We start from the raw sequence: 19,831 nt of genomic DNA, 5'->3' as shown, positions 1-19,831 counted from the left end.
GTGCGGTCCTATTGTTGCCCGGCGCGGGCCGGCTTAACGCCGCGGCCGCTGGGCGTCCCGGCGCAGCCGGCGCGCGGCATCGCGCGGCAGCCGCTTGGTGATCAGCCGGTAGAACAGCAGCACCGCCACGGCCGAGACTACGATCCCGGTCAGGTTCACAAAGAGCTGCAGGGCGGACCCTGCGGCCTTTTGGTATTCACCCAGCACCAGGGCCACCGCCACGAAGCCGGCGGCCGGGACTGTGGTGACAGAGATGAAGACACCGATCAGGGCCGCCGAGCGCCGGCTGATCACCGACAGCATGCCGGCAGTGCCGGCCAGCAGGGCGACAATCAGGGAATAGGGCCCCGGGTGGTAGATGAAGTCCACCGCCGAACCGCGGTCCAGGGCGTCGGCGGGAAAGAGCCCCAGCGGCACGGAGAGCCAGGCGGTGAAGGCCGCGGCCAGCATGGCGACGGGGAATCCCACACTGAGGGCCAGCGCCGCGCTGCGCCCCAGCCGCCACTGCCGCCGGACCAGCGCCACCGCCAGCGCGGCGAGCGGGCCGAACTCGGGCCCCACCGCCATGGCGCCGACAATCGCGATGGTCGAATCCGTGACGATCCCGATCGCCGCCAGCTGGGTGGCCAGGACCAGGAACGCCAGGTAGCTCCAGGTGAGCCGGGAATCCTCCCCGGTCTGCCGCGACACCTCGTCCCAGATCACGGCGTCCGCGCCCTCGCCCGGTGCCTCCGCCACAGCCTTGTCGGCGCGGTCGGAAAGGACCAGCTCGGGCGTCATGACCGCGATGGATCCCACGTCCTGGACGTTGAGGGCGTGAAGTTTCTCGATCAGCGCCTCGACTGACTCCCGGGCCATGAAGACGAGGACGACGTCGCCCGGCGGGACTACCGAGGCGCCGGGGTGCAGCGCCACCTCCGCCACGCCGAGTTCGCCGGAGCAGCATTCCACCACGGCAGCGGAGAGCTCCTCCGGGACACATATCCGTACCTGCACGATCACTCGCGGCCTCCTTCGACTCGTTACAGACTAGCGGCGCCGGCGGGCTGCACAGCCCGCATCCCGGCCGGAACCGGTCCCCGGCGATTGGCAAAGAAAATTACGTTTCGGTAACATTGAGGTTTTGGAAGTCGGCCTGAGAGGTCCCACGTGTCGAACGAGCGAACCACAGCCAGCCCGCAGCACGCGGCGGTAGGTTCTCCCGCGAGCCGTAAATCGGGCTACCGCCCGGAAGTGCAGGGACTGCGTGCCCTGGCCGTCCTGATGGTGGTGACCTATCACGTCTGGCTGGGCCGGGTCTCCGGCGGCGTGGACATCTTCCTGCTTATCTCGGCGTTCCTGATGACCCTGAGCTTTGCCCGGAAGGTGGAGAGCGGCAAACCGCTGCGCCTCCTGAGCCACTGGCTGCACCTGCTCAAGCGGCTGCTGCCCGCCGTCGTCGTGGTGGTCCTTGGTGTGCTGATCGGCACCTGGGCCATCCTGCCGGCCAGCCGCTGGCCGGATGTCCTCGACCAGGCCTGGGCCTCCCTGTTGTACAAGCAGAACTGGCTGCTCGCCGACACCGCCGTGGACTACTACGCCCAGGACCACTCCGGGGCCAGCCCGCTGCAGCACTTCTGGTCGCTCTCCATCCAGGGGCAGGTTTTCCTGCTCTGGCCACTCGTGTTCGCCGGCGCCGCCCTGCTGCACCGCGCGCTCCGCCGCTGGACCCGCTTGAATGACCGGCTGCTGAACTACCGCCTGATCCTGGCCCTGGCCTTCGGCGCCATCTTCGGCGCGTCGTTGCTCTACTCAATTGAGCAGACCGCCAGCAACCAGGCCTACGCCTACTTCGACACCCGTGCCCGGCTCTGGGAATTCGCGCTGGGCTCGCTGCTGGCCCTGGCCCTGCCGTACCTGAAGCCCGGCAAGGTCCTGCGCCTGGTGCTGGGCTGGGCCGGCCTGGCCGCAATGCTCTCCTGCGGGCTGCTGCTCACTGTGGACCGCTCCTTCCCGGGCTTCATCGCGCTCTGGCCCACGCTCGCCGCCGCCGCCATCATCGTGGCCGGACAGAGCGGCAGCCGCTTCGGCGTCGACCGCTTCCTGACCTGGCGGCCGCTGGTCGCCCTGGGCGACAACTCTTACGCCCTCTACCTCTGGCACTGGCCGCTGCTGGTGCTGGCCCTGGCCCTGGCCGGGGCCGGCCTCAGCGCGCCGAACCTCTGGCAGGGACTCGCGATCGTCGCCGCCTCCCTGGTCCTGGCCGTGCTCACCACCCGGTTCGTCGAGAAGCCGCTGCGCGAATGGCACTGGCCGCAGCGCCGTGCCTGGCGCACCGCCGTCGTCATTGCCGCCTGCGGTGCCCTGCTGGCCGGCCCGGTCACGCTCTGGCAGAGCCACATCGTTGCCGACGAAGCCGCGGCCGCGTCCCAGCCGAGGGAACTGACGCCGGGCGCCGCCGCCCTGGCGCCGGAGAACGCCGGCAAACCGACCCCGGAAGCCAGGATCATCCCCGCGCCCGCCGCCATGAAGAACGAATGGGCCGACATTGACGGCCTGTGCACCGACGGCAACGTGCCCAAAGACCCGCTGCTCTCGGGCTGCCTGCAGAACAGCAAGCCGGACAAGGTGACCAAGCGGATTGTGGTGCTCGGCGACTCGCACGCGCAGCAGTACATGGCCGCGCTGGGGCCCATCGCCAAGAGCCACGGCTGGGAGGTCGTCACCTTGCTCAAGGGAAACTGCCGCTTCGGCGGGGAGAGTCCCGACCGCGACGCCGATTGCAACGCCTTTAACAAGGCCAGTTCCGCGTACGTCCTGACGCACAAGCCCGACGCCGTCTTCACGGTCGCCTCGCTCACGCACAAGGAAGCCCCGTTCGAAACCGAGGTGCCCCGGTACCTGGAAGGCATCAAGCCGTTCACCGACGCCGGCATCGAGGTCGTCGGCATCCGCGACAACCCGCGGTTCACCATCAACATGCCCGAGTGCGTCCAGACGAAGGGCGCCGACGCTGCCGAGTGCAACGTCCCGCTGCAGGAATCCCTGGCAGCGTCCTCCCCGCTGGACGCCTACCGCGGCAAGGTCGCCCGGCTGCACCTGATGGACATGAGCGACTTCATCTGCGGGGACGGCACCTGCCCCGCCGTCGTCGGGAACGTGTACGTCTACAAGGACGACAACCACCTGACCAAGACCTACGTGCAGAGCATGATCCCGATGTTCGAGAAGCGGCTGCTCGCGGCCACCGGCTGGAAGTGACCCCGCCGGCGCCGTACGGCGGATGCCGTTGCTCACATTCGCTGCCCGGAATATGGGGATTGCCGCCAAGGTTCTAGTATTTACACAACACTTCTGCACAGGCCATGCCCGTAATGACGGGCTGGTCATCTGCTGCAACCCCTACCCGTGAACCCCGGAAACCCAAGGTAAGAGGCGCACTCATGACCCAGCCCGAACACGACCCCTTTGGCTTTGTTGGCCTGACCTACGACGACGTCCTGCTGCTGCCCGGGCACACCAACGTCATCCCCTCCGAGGCGGACACCTCCTCGCGGATTTCCAAGCGCATCACCGTGAACACGCCGCTGCTGTCCGCCGCGATGGACACCGTGACCGAGTCGCGGATGGCCATCGCCATGGCCCGCCAGGGCGGCCTCGGCGTCGTGCACCGGAACCTCTCGATCGCCGACCAGGCCGACCAGGTGGACCGGGTCAAGCGCAGCGAGTCCGGCATGATCACCAACCCGCTCACCATCGGCCCCGAGGCCACGCTGGCCGAGCTGGACGAGATCTGCTCGCACTACCGGGTCTCCGGCCTGCCGGTCGTGGACGAGGGCATGCGCCTGCTGGGCATCGTCACCAACCGCGACACCCGCTTCGTGCCGGAAACGGATTTCCCGATCCGGCTGGTCAGCGATGTCATGACCAAGATGCCGCTGGTCACCGGGCACGTCGGCATCAGCCGCGAGGAAGCCTCGCACAAGCTGGCCACCAACAAGATCGAGAAGCTCCCGCTCGTTGACGAGCAGGGCCGGCTCAAGGGCCTCATCACCACCAAGGACTTCACCAAGGCCGAGCAGTACCCGCTGGCCACCAAGGACGACGAGGGCCGGCTGCGTGTCGGCGCCGCCATCGGGTTCTTCGGGGACGGCTGGGAGCGTGCCATGGCCCTGATCGACGCCGGCGTGGACGCCCTCTTCGTGGACACCGCCAACGGTCACTCGCAGGGCGTGCTGGACATGATCCGCCGGCTCAAATCCGACCCGGTGGCCGCGCACGTGGACATCATCGGCGGCCAGGCGGCCACCCGCGAAGGCGCGCAGGCCCTGATTGACGCCGGTGCCGACGGCATCAAGGTCGGCGTGGGCCCGGGATCCATCTGCACCACCCGTGTGGTGGCCGGTGTCGGCGTCCCGCAGATCACCGCCATCTACGAATCCGCCAAAGCGGCCATCCCGGCCGGCGTTCCGCTGATCGCCGACGGCGGCCTGCAGTACTCCGGAGACATCGGCAAGGCCCTGGTTGCCGGCGCCGACACCGTGATGCTCGGATCGCTGCTGGCCGGCTGTGACGAGTCCCCGGGCGACCTGATCTTCGTCAACGGCAAGCAGTTCAAGAGCTACCGCGGGATGGGGTCGCTCGGTGCCATGCAGACCCGCGGCAAGAACACCTCATACTCCAAGGACCGTTACTTCCAGGCTGACGTCTCCGGCGACGACAAGCTCATCCCGGAAGGCATCGAAGGCCGTGTGGCCTACCGCGGCCCGCTGTCCTCGGTGGCCTACCAGCTGGTGGGCGGCCTCCGCCAGACCATGTTCTACACCGGCGCGCCGACGGTCGCCGAGCTCAAAGCCCGCGGCAAGTTCGTCCGGATCACCCCGGCCGGGCTGAAGGAATCCCACCCGCACGACATTCAGATGACCGTGGAGGCGCCGAACTACGGTTCGCGCTAATCCCCAGCGGGAGACCAGTCGTCATGTCCGAACTCCTGCCCGCCCGCGAGCCCAGGCGCAAACTGGCGCTGCGGCCGTACGCCCGGGCGGTGGCGCAGGTGCTGCGGGTCAGTTTCCGCGCCTCGCCCGCCGCCGTCGTGATGAAAGTCGTGGGCTCGCTGATCTCGGCGTTGTTGCCGCTGGTCACCACCTACTTCGCCGCGCTGACCACGACGGCGCTGGCGGCCGCCTACGCGGGTAACGCCGCGGCCGGGCAGCAGGCCATCGTCTACGTCGTCATCACGGCGGCGCTGGGCCTGTTCTGGGGGGCGTTCAGCAGTGTGGACCGCTACATCCAGCAGCTGATGAGCTTCCGGGTCGGAGCCATCGTCGGGGACCTGATGTACGAGCGATTCCTGGCCCTGGAATTCTGGCGCTACGACGACAAGGAGACCGTGGACCTGTACGACCGGGCCAAGAGGTTCTCCGATTCCTACGCCCGGGTCCTGGACCGGATCGCCGCGATTTTTACCCAACTGGTCTCAGTGGTCCTGGCGATCGGCGCGCTGATGCTGGTCAGCTGGTGGATCGCGGTGATCGTGCTGGTCGCGATCGTGCCCAGCGTCTACCTGCAGTTCAAGCTTTCCAGGGAACAGATTGCGCACTGGAACACCCAGGTCGATTCGCGGCGGCAGCGCCGGATGATCGAAACCAACCTGCTGCGCCCGCAGCACATCGCCGAGATGCGGCTCTACGGGATTGTCCGCTACCTGATGGGCCTGCGCTCCCGGCTCCGGGACGCGGACGAAAAGCGCCGGCTGGACTTCCAGAAGCGCTACATCCCCAAACAGCTCGCCGCCGATGCCCTGCAGTACGGTGCCGAGGTGGTCTCGCTGATCTGGGTGGTGGGCCAGATCATCGCCCGAGCCCAGCCCGTGGGCCAGTTCCTCTACGTCCAGCAGATCGTCAGCCGCGCCCTCTCCACCGCCAACAGCCTGGTCTCATCGCTCAGTTCCATCGACGAGGACCTCGCGAACCTCAAGGACTACGAGCTGTTCATGGCGCTGCCGGTGCATTCCGAGCACGCGCCGCCGCTGCTCCAGGCGCCCCGGACGGTGGAGCTGCGGGACATCCGGTTCACCTACACCGGCAGCGACCTGGAAGTCATTAAGGGCATCTCGCTGACCATCCGGCAGGGCCAGCACATCGCGGTGGTGGGGGAGAACGGGGCCGGCAAATCCACCTTGATCCGGATTCTCGCCGGGCTCTACCGCCCGGATTCGGGCCAGGTACTGCTCGACGGCGTCGACCTCGCCGCCGTCGACGTGAAGTCCTGGCACCGCCACCTGGCGGTGCTCAGCCAGGAGTTCCTCAAATACGAATTCGCCACCGCCGCGGAGAACATCTTCTTCGGCGACGTTGACGCACCGCGCGACGACGAACGGATCCGCCGGGCCGCGGCCGACGCGGAGGCCCTCGAGTTCATCAACAAGCTGCCCAACGGGCTGGACAACCACGTCAGCAACTGGATGGAGGACCCCCGCGGCCGGAAGGGCAGCGGCCTGTCGGGCGGCCAGTGGCAGCGCCTGGCGATGGCCCGGAACTTTTACCGGGACGCGTCCTTCATGGTGATGGACGAGCCGACGTCGGCGATTGACGCCCTGGCCGAGCACCGGATCTTCACCCGGCTCTTCGCCGACCGCAGCAGCACGATCATCGCCATCAGCCACCGGCTCGCAACGATCGAAAAGGCGGACATCGTCTACATGCTCGAGGACGGCCGGATCGTTGAGCAGGGCACGCACAAGGAACTTGTGGCCCTGCGCGGCCGCTACTTCCGGATGTTCGAATCGCAGCTGGCCGTGGATGAGGCCGAGGGCGTCTGAGCCCAACCTGAACCCGACGACCTGAGCCGCGGGACATGCCCTCCGCCGGCGACCTGAGCCGCGGGACATGCCCTCCGCCGGCGACGTCCGGTGGACATAGTGGCCCCATGCCCACTCGAAGGCACAAAGAATGGGCATGTCCCCCCGGGAAGGGAGGACATGCCCATTCCTGCCGGCACGGCCTGCTGCTACGAGGTGGTCACCGAGGTGTCATCCACGAAGAAGTAGGTCTTGAGCGAGGAATCCTCCACGCCCAGGAAGCGCAGGGTGACCGTCTTGCCCTTGAACGCGGACAGGTCCAGGGTCTTCAGCACGTACCCGGTGGACTTGCTCAGGTTGGAGTAGGTGGCCAGCGTCGTGGTGACGCCGCCGCTGACGGCCTGGACCTTCAGGGTGTCGTAGGCGGTCGCGGTGGTGGTCTCGTCGGTCAGCGTCTTGAGGTAGAAGGACAGGCTGGAGCCGCTCACGGAGGACGGGATGGAGAGGGTCTGGTCCAGCCGGTACGACGTCGACTGGCCCCAGCCGTTCAGTCCGGCGAAGCCGCTGCCGGTCCGGGCGTTGGTGCCGGTTTCGAAGGTGTCCGCGTGATCGGAGGTCCAGGACGCCGGGCCGCTTTCGAAGCCGGGGTTCAGCAGCAGGTTGCCCGACGGCGGGGGAGTGGTTCCGCCGAGCAGGCCCATCGTGGCCGTGGCGTCCGAGAGGCCGGCGCCGCAGCCCTTGGTGCAGCCGCCCGGCATGGCCCGGGTGCCCTGCTTGAGTGTTGATTCGACCTGCGCCGGGGTGAGCGCGGCGGACTTGGACTTCATCAGCGCCACGAGGCCCGCGACGTGCGGGGTGGCCATCGAGGTGCCCTGGTAGCTGGCGTAGCCCGCCGCGGACGGGGTGGTGGTTCCGGTGTTGAGCGTAGACAGGATGCCGCCGCCGCTGACGCTGGTGTCACCGCCCGGGGCGGTGAGATCCACGGTCGCGCCGTAGTTCGAGTAGTAGGAGAGGGTGCCGCTGGGGTTGCTGGCGGCGACCGTCACCACGGAGCTGCAGTTGGCCGGGCGGAAGCCGGAGGCGTCCTGGTTGCTGTTGCCGGCAGCCACCACCACGGTGGTGCCCCGCGAGACGGCGGTGTCGATGGCCGCCTGGTAGGTGGTGCCGCAGGCGCCGGAGCCGCCCAGGCTCATGTTGATGACCTTGGCCGGATTGGCGTTGGCCGGGATGCCGGAGACGGTGCCGCCGGAAGCCCAGATGATCGCATCCGCGATGTCGGACAGGGACCCGCCGCACTTGGCCAGAACCCGGACCGGGAGGACCTTGGCGTTCGGCGCTACCCCGGCCACGCCCGCGGCGTTGCCGGTGACAGCGGCGATGGTGCCGGAGACGTGGGTTCCGTGCCAGGAGGAATTGGCGGCCGCAGTCTGGCCGCATTCACCGGCGGCGTACCAGTCGCCCTGGTCCTGGGCGTTGGAGTCGCGGCCGTTGCCGTCCCGCGCCGCGGTGGCGTCGGAGACGAAGTCGTAGCCCGGCAGCACGTTGGCGTCCAGGTCAGGGTGTGCCGTGATGCCGGTGTCGATCACGGCAACGGTGGATCCGGATCCGGTGGAGACGTCCCAGGCGCCGGGGATTCGCATGCCGTTGGCCCCGGTGAAGTCCCATTGCTCCGCGTAGCGGGTGTCGTTCGGTGTCAAGACCGCCGTCATCCGGGCGTCGGGCTCGACGGCGTTGACCGCCCCGGAAGCGACGATCGCGTCCATGAAGTCCTTGGCCGCCTGGTCGGAGAGTGCCTTGTCCGAGGCGATCAGGGTTCCGCCGGTGGCCAGGGCGCGCAGTTCCCGCACGCTGACCCCCTGTTGCTTCGCGGCCTTGCCCCAGGCGTTCGCTCGCCCGCCGGGCGTGGCGTTGCCCGCGGTTTTCTTGAAGCTGACGATGAACTGCGTGTACGCCTCGCCGGCGTTGACATCCGGCGCCGGAACATTTTCCGCCGCGACCGGTCCGGTGCCGGGGGCGGCGGCCACCGGGGTGACGGCGAGCGTCATGGTGCCGACGACGGCGGCCAGCGACAGGGCCAGGACGCGGGACTTCCTGAGTGATGCACTTCCCATGGGTTCTGCTTTCTATCACCGGGCATTGCGGAATGCCCGGAACGGGGTGTGGAGGCCTCCGGCTAAACCTCCGGCCGGCCGAAAGTAAACGTAAGGGCATTTTCACGTTTTGTAAACTATTGACAAAAGTTGTCAACTCAGTGTCCACTATCGCTTTATCCGGGACCGCTTCGGCCCCTCCGGCGGCGTGCCCCCGCTGGCCCCCCGGCCCACCGCGGGACCGGGGCGCGGCCAAATGCCGGGTCCGGGGCAGGGTCAAGTAAAGTGGGCACGTGACTTACGAGATTGAGATTGGCCGTGGCAAGCGTGGGCGTCGCGCCTACTCCCTGGACGACATTGCGATCGTCCCCAACCGCCGTACGCGCGATCCCAAGGACGTCTCCGTCTCCTGGCAGATCGACGCCTACAAGTTCGACATGCCGGTCATCGCCGCGCCGATGGACTCGGCGATGTCCCCGGACACCGTCATTGCGCTGGGGCGCCTCGGCGGCCTCGGCGTCCTCGACCTGGAAGGCCTCTGGACCCGCTACGAGGACCCGCAGCCGGTCCTGGACCAGCTCGCCGCCCTGGGAAGCGAGACCAACAGGCCGGCCGTCACCCGCCGCATGCAGGAGCTCTACCGGGCCCCGATCCAGCCGGAACTGATCACCTCGCGGCTGGCTGAGATCCGCGCCGCCGGCGTCACGGTGGCCGGCTCCCTGACCCCGCAGCGCACCCAGGAACACTACAAAACCGTGGTGGCCGCCGGCGTCGACATCTTCGTGATCCGCGGCACCACCGTCTCGGCCGAGCACGTCTCCAAGGACCACGAGCCGCTGAACCTCAAGCAGTTCATCTACGAACTCGACGTCCCGGTCATCGTCGGCGGGGCGGCCGGCTACACCCCGGCCCTGCACCTGATGCGCACCGGAGCCGCCGGCGTGCTGGTCGGCTTCGGCGGCGGAGCCACCAGCACCACCCGCCGCGCCCTGGGCATCCACTCGCCGATGGCCTCCGCCATCTCCGACGTCGCGGCCGCGCGCCGGGACTACATGGACGAGTCGGGCGGACGCTACGTGCACGTGATCGCCGACGGCGGCATGGGGACCTCGGGCGACATCGTCAAGGCCATCGCCATGGGTGCCGACGCCGTGATGCTGGGCAGCGCCCTGGCCCGCGCCGAAGAGGCTCCCGGCAAGGGCTGGCACTGGGGCCAGGAGGCCCACCACCTCGAAATTCCCCGCGGCGACCGGGCCAACGTCGGTACCGTAGGACCCCTCGAAGAGGTCCTGTTCGGCCCGGGCCACCACACCAACGGCACCTCGAACCTGATCGGCGCGCTGCGCCGCTCGATGGCGACCACCGGCTACTCGGACCTGAAGGAATTCCAGCGCGTCGACGTCGTCGTCTCGCCTTACGCCGGAAACTAGGCGCTGCGCGGGCCGGCCCAGGCCCTGCCCAACCGGAGAACTTGGAAGTAGTGTGGTGCACTACGAGGTTTGATCCGGATGGAGGCGTGAGATGAACAGTTTTCCCGGTGGGGCTCCCAAGGCAGGCGGCGCACTCGGACCCGCGGAACGCGAGGCGTCCCTGGCGGTTCTCAAAGCCACCACGGAGCCCGGCAAGGAACTCGACATCCTGATCGTCGGCGGCGGCATTGTCGGCGCCGGCGCCGCCCTCGACGCCGTGACCCGCGGCCTGAGCGTGGCCATCGTGGAGGCCAACGACTGGGCGGCGGGAACGTCGTCGCGGTCCTCGAAGCTCATCCACGGCGGCCTCCGGTACCTGGAGATGCTGGACTTCGCGCTGGTCAAGGAGGCGCTGCACGAACGCGGCCTGATCCTCTCGGTCCTCGCCCCGCACCTTGCCCGGCCGGTCCCGTTCCTCTACCCGCTCACCAAACGGTTCGTGGAGCGGCCCTACGTCGGCTCCGGCATCGCCCTCTATGACGCCATGTCCATCACCGGCGGGCACAGCCGCGGCGTCCCGTTCCACAAGCACCTGAGCCGGCGCGGCACCCTGCGCGCGGCGCCCAGCCTCAAGGACGACGCCTTCGTCGGATCCATCCGCTACTACGACGGGCAGGTCGACGACGCGAAGTACGTCGCGAACCTCGTGCGCACCGCGGCCTATTACGGCGCGCACGCGGTGAACCAGATGGCGGTGGTGGACTTCCTGCGGGAGGGCGAACGCGTCGTCGGCGCCAAGGTGGTCAACCACGAGGACGGTACCAGCTTCAACATCCGGGCCAAGCAGGTCATCAACGCCACCGGCGTCTGGACCGACGAGACCCAGGCCATGGTCACCGACCGCGGCCAGCTCAAGGTCCGCGCCTCCAAGGGCATCCACCTGGTGGTGCCGCGGGACCGTTTCCAATCCACGGTGGGCCTGATCCTGCGGACCGAGAAATCGGTGCTGTTCGTCATTCCCTGGGGCCGGCACTGGATCATCGGCACGACCGACACGGACTGGCACCTGGACAAGGCGCACCCGGCGGCCTCCAGCAAGGACATCGACTACATCCTCGAACACGTCAACAAGGTCCTCAAGCGGCCGCTGACCCGTGAGGACGTTGAGGGCGTTTACGCCGGGCTGCGGCCGCTGCTGGCCGGGGAAAACGACTCGACGGCCAAGCTGTCCCGCGAACATGTCGTGGCGCATCCGGTGCCCGGCCTCGTCGTCGTGGCCGGCGGCAAGTGGACCACCTACCGGGTCATGGCCAAGGACGCCGTGGACGAGGCGACCCGCAGCATGGACGAACGCGTCCCGCCGTCGTGCACCGAATCCATTCCGCTGCTGGGCGCCAGCGGCTTCAAGGCCGCCTGGAACAAGCGCAACCGGATGGCGGAGGAAACCGGCGTCCACGTCGCGCGGATCGAACACCTGCTCAACCGCTACGGCTCCATGGCGCCGGAGGTGCTGGCGCTGATCGGCGAGAACCCCGAACTGGCCGAGCCGCTGCCCGGAGCCGACGACTACCTGGCGGCCGAGGCCGTGTATGCGGCCAGGTACGAGGGCGCCCGCCACGTCCAGGACGTGCTCACCCGCCGCACCCGCATCTCGATCGAGGCGTGGGACCGCGGTGTGTCCGCCGCGCCGGTAGTCGCTAAACTGATCGGTGAGGTTCTCGGCTGGAGCGATGCGCAGCGCGAGAGCGAAATCAAGCACTACCTGGCCCGGGTCGACGCCGAACGGCTGAGCCAGGAGCAGCCGGACGACGAATCCGCGGACGCCGCACGCCTGGGCGTCGAGGACATCGTTCCGCTGCGCTGACCGGGCTGCCGTCCGGCGCACCAGCGGTCGGCGCGCACCGACGACACTTCGAAGGGACACCTCTTGGCGGAACCACTGGACCGGTACGATGCCGACCTCACGACGCCGCAGATGGTGATCCTGGAGCTGGACGCGGAGGACAAGTTCGACGCCGCCGCCCAACTCGCGCAACGCATATACGAGGCCGGCCGGATCTCCGATCTGGAAGGGTTCCTCGGCCACGTCAACGCCCGCGAGCACCAGCTGGCCACCGGACTGCCGGGTGGTGTCGGCCTGCCCCACGCCCGCAGCGAGTTCGTCTCCCGCACCTCGATCGCGGTCGGCATCACCAAGTACGGCAAGGCGCTGGATTTCGGCGCGGCCGACGGCCCGGCCACCGTTATCCTGCTGATCGCGACGCCGGCAAGTTCCTTCTCGGACCACCTGGAGGTGCTGGCCACCCTGGCGCGCTCGCTGTCCAAGGAATCCTTCCGGGAGTCGCTCCGCCGGGCCTACGACCCGGAAGTGATCTCTGAACTGATCAACTCCAGCCTGGTGTTCTTCGACCACTGAAAATTGGGGCAGGCCTACAGGCCCGTTTCGTTGTTCTACAGGCGGACGAAGTACGGTTAAGGGGTGCTGAAAACCGCCCTCAAACCCCGCTGGATCGCAGGCCTTGTGTTCGCGATCGTGATTTCCGGGGTCTTTGTGCTGCTGAGCCAGTGGCAGTTCGGCCGCTCCACACGGGCCGAGGCGCCGGTTTCCACAGGCACCGAGGAGCCCCGCCCGCTGACCGCCGTCCTGAAGCCCGGGCAGTTCTTCCCCGGTTCGGTGGCCGATCAGGTCGTCACCGCCAGCGGCCGGTACGACCCGCAGAAGCAGGTCCTGGTTCCCGGCCGGATCAACGACGGCGCCAAGGGGTTCTGGATCGTCTCCGCCTTCGCGGTGCAGGGCGCACCCGCCCTGACGGGCGCCGGAGCCTCCCCGCAGACCTGGATCCCCGTGGCCCGGGGCTGGGTCGCGGACGCCGCGGACGCCGCGGCGCCGCCGTCGGGCACCGTTGAACTGACCGGGCGGCTGATCCCGTCCGAAGCGCCGCTGCCCAACACCGACGCCGGCCCCGGGCGCGCCAGTGCCGTCTCCGTCGCCGAACTCATCAACCTCTGGGACGTCAGCAGCTACCCCGGCTTCGTCGCCGCCAGCGCGGAGCGTTCCGGCAGCGCCGACGTGGCCGCCTCCGGAGCCATCAAACCATTGAACATCGCTCCGCAGCCGCCCGCCCAGACGGTGAACTGGCTCAACCTGTTCTACGCCGCGGAGTGGGTGGTCTTTGCCGGCTTCGCGCTCTTCATCTGGTGGCGCCTGGTCAAGGACGACTACCGCCGGGGCCTCGAAGACGCCCAGGACGAAGCGGCCGCCCGGCTGGCCGCGGGCCCGCCCCACAGCACCGATTCCCCCGAGACCGACCCAACCAATCCGAGAGTGCAATCATGATCGAGCCCCAGCCGGCCATCCAGCCGCAGCAGTCCAACGGAACGGGAAGCGCCAACGGCAAGAAGCGCCGCTTCGGCGGCACCGAGGCGCAGATCCGCTCCGCCCTGAAGTTCTACAAGGTGCTCGCCTACCTGACCGGCTCCATGCTGCTGCTGCTCTGCGCAGAGCTGGTCGCCCGTTACGTCTTCGGCCAGTACCTCTTCGCCGGCGGCACCAACGCCGTCACCGGCCAGCCGTTCAGCTTCGGTTTCGCCGACGCCGAGCCGCCGGGAGTCATCGGCGGAGTGAACCTGTCCGTGGCGGTGCTGATCGTGCACGGCTGGATGTACGTCGTCTACCTGATGTCCAACTTCCGGCTCTGGTCGCTGATGCGCTGGCCGTTCGCCAAGCTCGTCATCCTGGCCCTCGGCGGCGTCGTGCCCTTCCTGTCCTTCTTCGTGGAGAAGAAATTCCACGCCGAGGTGGAGGCCGAACTCGCCGCCAACCCGCAGGCGCCGCAGCGCTACTGAGCCCCAGGCAAGCGGCGGCACGCCGGCTTGTGAGTTCGCTTACCCGGGGCTTCTCGATGTGCGGGGGAGCGGGGGCGCAAAGTAGGCTAGGAGGGTGACCACTCCCACTGCATCCCAGACGTCCCACAGGCCCGTGCTGGTTGTTGACTACGGTGCCCAGTACGCGCAGCTGATTGCCCGCCGCGTCCGGGAAGCGAATGTGTATTCGGAAGTCGTTCCGCATACCTACAGCACCGAGCAGCTGCTGGCCAAGAACCCGGCCGCCATCATCCTCTCCGGCGGCCCCGCGAGCGTCTACGCCGAAGGTGCCCCGAGCGTGGGCGCCGACCTGTTCGAAGCCGGCGTCCCGGTGTTCGGCATCTGCTACGGCTTCCAGGCCATGGCCAACGCCCTGGGCGGCAAGGTGGCCCGGACCGGCCTGCGCGAGTACGGCGCCACCGAGACCACCACCATCGGCGAGGGCCGCTCCATCCTCGAGGGCATGCCGCAGCACCAGAGCACCTGGATGAGCCACGGCGACTCCGTGCACGAGGCGCCGGAAGGCTTTGAGGTCCTCGCGACGACGGCGGGCGCCGACGTGGCCGCCTTCGCCAACGAGGAAAGGTGCCTTTACGGCGTGCAGTGGCACCCCGAGGTGAAGCACTCCGCTTACGGCCAGCAGGTCCTGGAGAACTTCCTCTTCAAGGGCGCCAAGCTGGAACCGAACTGGACCACCGGTAACATCCTCGAGGAGCAGGTCGAGCGGATCCGCGCCCAGATCGGCGATTCCCGGGTCATCTGCGGGCTCTCCGGCGGGGTCGACTCGGCCGTGGCCGCCGCCCTCGTCCAGCGCGCCGTCGGCGACCAGCTGACCTGCGTGTTCGTGGACCACGGGCTGCTGCGCGAAGGCGAAGCCGAGCAGGTGGAACGCGATTTTGTCGCCGCCACCGGCGTCAAGCTCTACGTCGCGAACGAGCAGGACCGCTTCCAGGCCGCGCTGGCCGGCGTCAGTGACCCGGAAACCAAGCGCAAGATCATCGGCCGCGAATTCATCCGCGCCTTCGAGGAAGCCGAACTGGCCATCATCGCCGAGGCCGCCGCGCACGGCGAAAAGATCAAGTTCCTGGTCCAGGGAACCCTGTACCCCGACGTCGTTGAGTCCGGCGGCGGCGAGGGCGCAGCGAACATCAAGAGCCACCACAACGTGGGCGGCCTGCCCGAAGACCTGCAGTTCGAACTCGTCGAACCGCTGCGTGCCCTGTTCAAGGACGAGGTCCGCGCCGTCGGTGCCCAGCTGGGCCTGCCGCAGGAAATCGTCGGCCGGCAGCCCTTCCCCGGTCCGGGCCTGGGCATCCGGATCGTCGGCGAAGTCACGAAGGAGCGCCTGGACCTGCTGCGCAAGGCCGACGCCATCGCCCGCGCCGAACTGACCGCGGCCGGCCTCGACAACGAGGTCTGGCAGATGCCCGTTGTGCTGCTCGCGGACGTCCGGAGCGTCGGCGTGCAGGGCGACGGCCGCACGTACGGCCACCCGATCGTGCTGCGCCCGGTGTCCTCCGAGGATGCCATGACGGCCGACTGGTCGCGGCTGCCCTATGACCTGCTGGCCCGGATCTCCAACCGGATCACCAACGAAGTCGACGGCGTGAACCGCGTCGTGCTGGACGTCACCAGCAAGCCGCCGGGAACCATCGAGTGGGAATAACGGCGTGAATGGCCGGCCTCGTTTGAGGCCGGCCATTTGCTTTTGCCCGGACCGCGGCGCCGAAGCAATTTGCCCATGAATTTGGCGTGCGCCAGTGTTGCGGCCCGGCACTGGCTCCGGATTCGGGCTAACCTCGAAAGCATGCCGGTATGGTCCAGGGCGTCCCGCGCGCAGTCAGAAACCGTGAGCACAGAAAAGAAGGCAGCAGTGTCAGTTGGTCAAGGCCACCCCGAGGGCTCCGAGGAGTTCAGGAAATGGCTGTCGGGTCTTAAACCCGTCACCGGAGCAGACACCATGCTGCGCTTTACCAAAACGCCCGAGGGCTCCATTGACCTGACCCATGCCCACCCGTCGGGCCTGGCCCAGCTGATGGCCGGCCGCCGGACCCGCCTGTCGACGCTGATCCGTGACCGCCAGCAGTACGTCGTCGCCGCGCGGGCCTCCCGCAACCTGCGCTCCAAGATCTTCGAACTCGCCAACGACCGCGGCATCGACGCCGGCTACTTCTCGGCCGGTACCGTCGTCTGGACCTCCGCCGTCGGCGGCAAACCGCAACGCGTGTCCGCGCCCGTGATGCTCACCGCCATTTCCCTGACCGTCCGCCCGGGTGAGGACGACTACGAGCTGCAGCTTACGGAGCAGGCCCGGATCAATCCCGCCCTGGTCCGGCATCTGAAAACCGTCCACGGGATCGTCTTTGACGTCAACGCGGTGACCCGGATGGCCTACAGCACCGCCCGGTATGATCCGCAGCCCGTCCTGGACCGCCTCGGCACCCTGATCCAGCCGATCCACGGCGCCGAAATCGAACACAACCTGCTCGTCTCGACGTTCGCGGACCTCTCCGGCAACCTGGATGACCCGTGGATCAACCAGAACAACCCGCTCGTGGCCGCGCTGGGCCGCGCCGCCGCCGGCGCCCCGGTGGACGTCCCCGTGCTGGAGGACGGGCGTTTCCCGAGCACGGACGAGCGCAGCCCCGCCGACGAACTCCTGCTGCTCGACGCCGACACGGACCAGCAGTACGTCGTGGACGCCGTCCGAGCCGGTGACTCCCTGGTGGTCAGCAGCCCGCCCGGAACCGGCCAGACCCAGACCGCGATCAACACCATCGGCGCCCTCGTCGACGAAGGCAAGAGCGTCCTGGTCGTCGGTGACCGCCGGGCCAGCCTGGCCGAAGTGTCCGCCCAGCTGGAGTCCCTGGGGCTCGACTCGGTACTCGTGCAGCTCGCTGGCAACGCCACGCCGCTGCAGCTCAAGGGCCAGCTGGTCCGGGCGATTGTGCGCAACGAAAAGTCGCTTGAACCGCAGCTGAAGAACCTGCACTCCACGCTGACCGAGCACCGGCACGCCCTGATGGACCACGTCGCGTCCCTGCACAACGTCCGGGCGCGCTGGGGTTGCTCGCCATACGAGGCGATGCAGTCGCTCGCGGCGCTGACCGCCATCCACCCGGCACCGGCCACCACGGTCCGGCTCAAGCGCAGCGTGCTGGACAGCATCCGGGACCGCGAGGAACTGGCGGGACGGCTCCGCCGGGCGGCCGAGCTGGGCAGCTTCAGCCGCGCCTCGACCATGAGCCCGTGGCACGGTGCCCGGCTGCTCACCCGCAAGGAGACCCAGGAAGCGCAGCAGGTGGCGCGCTCCGTGGCGGAGAAGCTCCCGCAGCTGCGCGAACGGATGAACGGCGTCGCCGAACACGCTGAGATCCGCCTCGGCGCGACGTTTGCCGAGTGGGGGGACCAGATCGCCCTGCTGGTCGCGGTCCGGGAAAGCCTGGACAAGTTCACCCCCGACATTTTCGACCGCCCCGTCCATGACCTGATTTCGGCCACCGCCCCGTCCTCGTGGCGCCGCGAGCGGAACATCGAGATGGCGTCCATGCAGCGTTCCCGGCTGCGCCGCGTCGCCAAGGAGTACGTCCGGCCCGGCGTGCACATCGCGGACCTCCACAGTTCCCTGGTCCTGGTCCAGGAGCAACGGGCCGCCTGGGCCGGGTACGCCACCACCCAGCGCCACCCGGCCGTTCCCTCCGGCCTGGCGGAGATCACCGCCCTGTACCGCGAGCTGGAAGCCGAACTGGCCGAGCTGGGCGCGGCCGTCAAGCACACCGCCGCCGGCGGATCCGTCCGCGACACCCCCTACAACGAGCTGGTGGACCGCCTGGAGCGCCTCGTCGCGGACACTGCGACGCTGGAGACCCTGCCCGAGCGGACGCTGCTGGTGGAAAACATGCGGGAGCACGGCCTCGGTGAACTGCTCGACGACCTGGCCGAGCGCGAGGTGCCGGCGGAGTCGGTGGCCTCGGAGCTTGAGCTGGCCTGGTGGCAGTCGGCCCTGGAAGCCATGATCAGCGGCGACGACTACCTCGCCATGTCCGACGGCGACGCCCTCCGCCAGCTCGAGGCGGAATACCGGCTCGCGGACAACGCCCACATCGCCAGCGGCGCTGCCCGGTTGCGCTGGAAACTGGCCGAACGCTGGCGCGCTGCCCTCAGCGAGCACCCCCGCCAGGCCGACCTGCTGCGGAGCCTGCTCAAGGACGGGCGGGTGACCCCTGCGGCGCTGACCGCGCAGTCGCCTGAGCTGGTGCCCATGCTGGTGCCGGTATGGTCCGTCAGCCCGTACCTCATGACCAGCCTGCTGCCCGCCGAACAGCGCTTTGACGCCGTGGTGATCCTGGACGCCGAGGCGACCTCGCTGCAGGCCGTCCTGCCCGCCGTCGCCCGCTCCCGGCAGGTCATCGCCTTTGGCGACGACAAGATCGCCAGCCCGCGCAGCTTCACCGTAGGGGTGGAGCGGCTCGCCGCCGGCGAGAACCCGTACCAGCCCGTGGACAGCGCCTACCAGGCCCTGGCCGCCGTGCTGCCGGTCCGGAAACTGAGGACCGTTTACCGCGCCGTCGACGAGGACCTCGTGCGGCAGCTGAGCAAGGGGTTTTACGACGGCGGACTCCGCAGGCTCCCGGAGGGGCAGTCTGCCACCGGGCTGGACCGTGCCCTGACGGTGGAGTACCTGCCGGACGGGACGGGCCTGCCGAGCGCCGACCACGACGGCGTCGAATCGGTCGTGGCCGAGGTCAACCGTGTGGTGGAACTGGTCTTCGAACACGCGCGGCTGCGGCCCCGCACGTCCCTGGCCGTTGTCACCGGCAGCCTGCGGCACGCTGCCCGGATCGGCGAGGCCATCCGGCGGCAGCTGCCCAACTACCCCCTGCTGGGCAGCTTCTTCACCGCCGGCGACGAGTCCTTCCGGGTGGTGGACCTTGAGCGGGCCCAGGGCCTGGTCCGTGACCACGTCATCTTCTCGCCCGGGTACGGCCGCACCCCGCACGGGCGCGCGCTGCACAGCCTCGGGCCGCTGTCCGCCGCCGGGGGCCGTGCCAAGTTCGCCCTCGCGATGACGCGCGCACGGCGCTCACTGCATGTCCTGAGCTGCTTCCGGCCCGAGGACCTGGACGTCACCCGGCTGAGTTACGGCGCGGTGGACTTTTACGAGCTTCTGGACCGGGAAATCGCGGGCAACTCCGACCTGGGCAGCCCGGCCTCCCGCGCGGCGGCGAGCGAGCAGGCCCTTGGCGCCGACCCGCTGGTGGCGGACCTCGGTGACCGGCTCCGTGCCCGTGGTGCGCGGGTCTGGCATCAGTACGACGGCGTCCTGGACATGGTGGCCGCCGCGGACCCGATGCACACGATCGGCCAGGACGACGCCGAGATCCCCCGCCCGGTCGCGATCGAGTCCGACGGCACCGAGCGGTACCGCCGGATGACGGTGCGTGAGCGCAGCCGCCTCCGGCCTCAGCTGCTGGAGCGCCTGGGTTGGCGGTACATGCCACTATGGACCATAGAGGTCTTCACCGATCCCTCCGCCTGCGCGGATCGGATCGGCGGCTACCTCGGTGTGGAGAAACCCGCGGCGCCGAGCCGCGCCAGCACTTCGCCCGGCTTCTCCGACGACATCGAGAACCTCAGCGCCGGCGACGCGCAGGACGCCTACGCCCCTGCCGCGGCGGACCGCCGGTAAC

At 68.8% G+C, this 19,831-nt stretch carries 12 protein-coding genes; 10 read left to right on the top strand and 2 right to left on the bottom strand.

From position 1 onward, the window contains the following. Positions 1 to 33 precede the first annotated feature (33 nt). Positions 34 to 1,002, bottom strand: a complete 969-nt coding sequence (locus AC1MBE_RS05170) for a DUF389 domain-containing protein (protein ID WP_479781294.1) — start codon at positions 1,000 to 1,002, stop codon at positions 34 to 36. Between the two features lie 231 nt (positions 1,003 to 1,233). Here AC1MBE_RS05170 and AC1MBE_RS05165 point away from each other — a divergent pair, with 231 nt between their 5' ends. The 3 genes from AC1MBE_RS05165 (at position 1,234) to AC1MBE_RS05155 (ending at position 6,799) form a co-directional block, all read left to right on the top strand. After that, entirely contained in the window at positions 1,234 to 3,240 is a 2,007-nt protein-coding gene (locus AC1MBE_RS05165) for an acyltransferase family protein (RefSeq protein ID WP_479782486.1), read from the top strand. 182 nt (positions 3,241 to 3,422) lie between these two features. Continuing rightward, positions 3,423 to 4,934, top strand: a complete 1,512-nt coding sequence (gene guaB, locus AC1MBE_RS05160) for an IMP dehydrogenase (protein WP_479781292.1) — start codon at positions 3,423 to 3,425, stop codon at positions 4,932 to 4,934. Between the two features lie 23 nt (positions 4,935 to 4,957). Continuing rightward, the gene (locus AC1MBE_RS05155) at positions 4,958 to 6,799 is read left to right on the top strand and encodes an ABC transporter ATP-binding protein (RefSeq protein WP_479781290.1); all 1,842 of its coding nucleotides are present in this window, start codon (positions 4,958 to 4,960) and stop codon (positions 6,797 to 6,799) included. Between the two features lie 188 nt (positions 6,800 to 6,987). Here the strand turns inward: AC1MBE_RS05155 and AC1MBE_RS05150 are convergent, their stop codons facing one another. Further along, positions 6,988 to 8,889, bottom strand: coding sequence for a S8 family peptidase (locus tag AC1MBE_RS05150; protein ID WP_479781288.1), 1,902 nt, complete (start codon positions 8,887 to 8,889; stop codon positions 6,988 to 6,990). 272 nt (positions 8,890 to 9,161) lie between these two features. On the opposite strand from AC1MBE_RS05150, the gene AC1MBE_RS05145 reads away from it, so the two are divergent. The 7 genes from AC1MBE_RS05145 (at position 9,162) to AC1MBE_RS05115 (ending at position 19,830) form a co-directional block, all read left to right on the top strand. Beyond that, positions 9,162 to 10,298, top strand: a complete 1,137-nt coding sequence (locus tag AC1MBE_RS05145; RefSeq protein WP_479781286.1) for a GuaB3 family IMP dehydrogenase-related protein — start codon at positions 9,162 to 9,164, stop codon at positions 10,296 to 10,298. 91 nt (positions 10,299 to 10,389) lie between these two features. After that, positions 10,390 to 12,141, top strand: a complete 1,752-nt coding sequence (locus tag AC1MBE_RS05140) for a glycerol-3-phosphate dehydrogenase/oxidase (RefSeq protein ID WP_479781284.1) — start codon at positions 10,390 to 10,392, stop codon at positions 12,139 to 12,141. A gap of 63 nt (positions 12,142 to 12,204) precedes the next feature. Beyond that, complete coding sequence (locus tag AC1MBE_RS05135; RefSeq protein WP_479781283.1) at positions 12,205 to 12,693, top strand: PTS sugar transporter subunit IIA; 489 nt, start codon at positions 12,205 to 12,207, stop codon at positions 12,691 to 12,693. A gap of 63 nt (positions 12,694 to 12,756) precedes the next feature. Continuing rightward, a complete protein-coding gene (locus AC1MBE_RS05130) occupies positions 12,757 to 13,614 on the top strand; it encodes an SURF1 family protein (protein ID WP_479781281.1) in 858 nt (285 codons plus the stop codon). Continuing rightward, positions 13,611 to 14,123 (top strand): DUF3817 domain-containing protein, encoded by a 513-nt coding sequence (locus AC1MBE_RS05125; RefSeq protein ID WP_479781279.1) that lies wholly within the window; start codon positions 13,611 to 13,613, stop codon positions 14,121 to 14,123. The genes AC1MBE_RS05130 and AC1MBE_RS05125 overlap by 4 nt, the downstream gene beginning before the upstream one ends. Before the next feature lie 94 nt (positions 14,124 to 14,217). Then, positions 14,218 to 15,807, top strand: a complete 1,590-nt coding sequence (guaA, locus tag AC1MBE_RS05120) for a glutamine-hydrolyzing GMP synthase (RefSeq protein ID WP_479781277.1) — start codon at positions 14,218 to 14,220, stop codon at positions 15,805 to 15,807. 207 nt (positions 15,808 to 16,014) lie between these two features. Then, positions 16,015 to 19,830 (top strand): AAA family ATPase, encoded by a 3,816-nt coding sequence (locus AC1MBE_RS05115; RefSeq protein WP_479781275.1) that lies wholly within the window; start codon positions 16,015 to 16,017, stop codon positions 19,828 to 19,830. Position 19,831 lies beyond the last annotated feature (1 nt).

The sequence above is a fragment of the Arthrobacter sp. BG5 genome (genome assembly GCF_056680155.1).
This window is presented reverse-complemented; position numbering and strand designations above follow the sequence as displayed.

What these genes read in the sequence shown, in the direction of transcription:
- AC1MBE_RS05125 (WP_479781279.1), top strand. Translation starts at nt 13,611, where the DNA reads ATGATCGAGCCCCAGCCGGCCATCCAGCCGCAGCAGTCCAACGGAACG.
- AC1MBE_RS05150 (WP_479781288.1), bottom strand. Translation starts at nt 8,889, where the DNA reads ATGGGAAGTGCATCACTCAGGAAGTCCCGCGTCCTGGCCCTGTCGCTG.
- guaB (WP_479781292.1), top strand. Translation starts at nt 3,423, where the DNA reads ATGACCCAGCCCGAACACGACCCCTTTGGCTTTGTTGGCCTGACCTAC.
- AC1MBE_RS05140 (WP_479781284.1), top strand. Translation starts at nt 10,390, where the DNA reads ATGAACAGTTTTCCCGGTGGGGCTCCCAAGGCAGGCGGCGCACTCGGA.
- AC1MBE_RS05155 (WP_479781290.1), top strand. Translation starts at nt 4,958, where the DNA reads ATGTCCGAACTCCTGCCCGCCCGCGAGCCCAGGCGCAAACTGGCGCTG.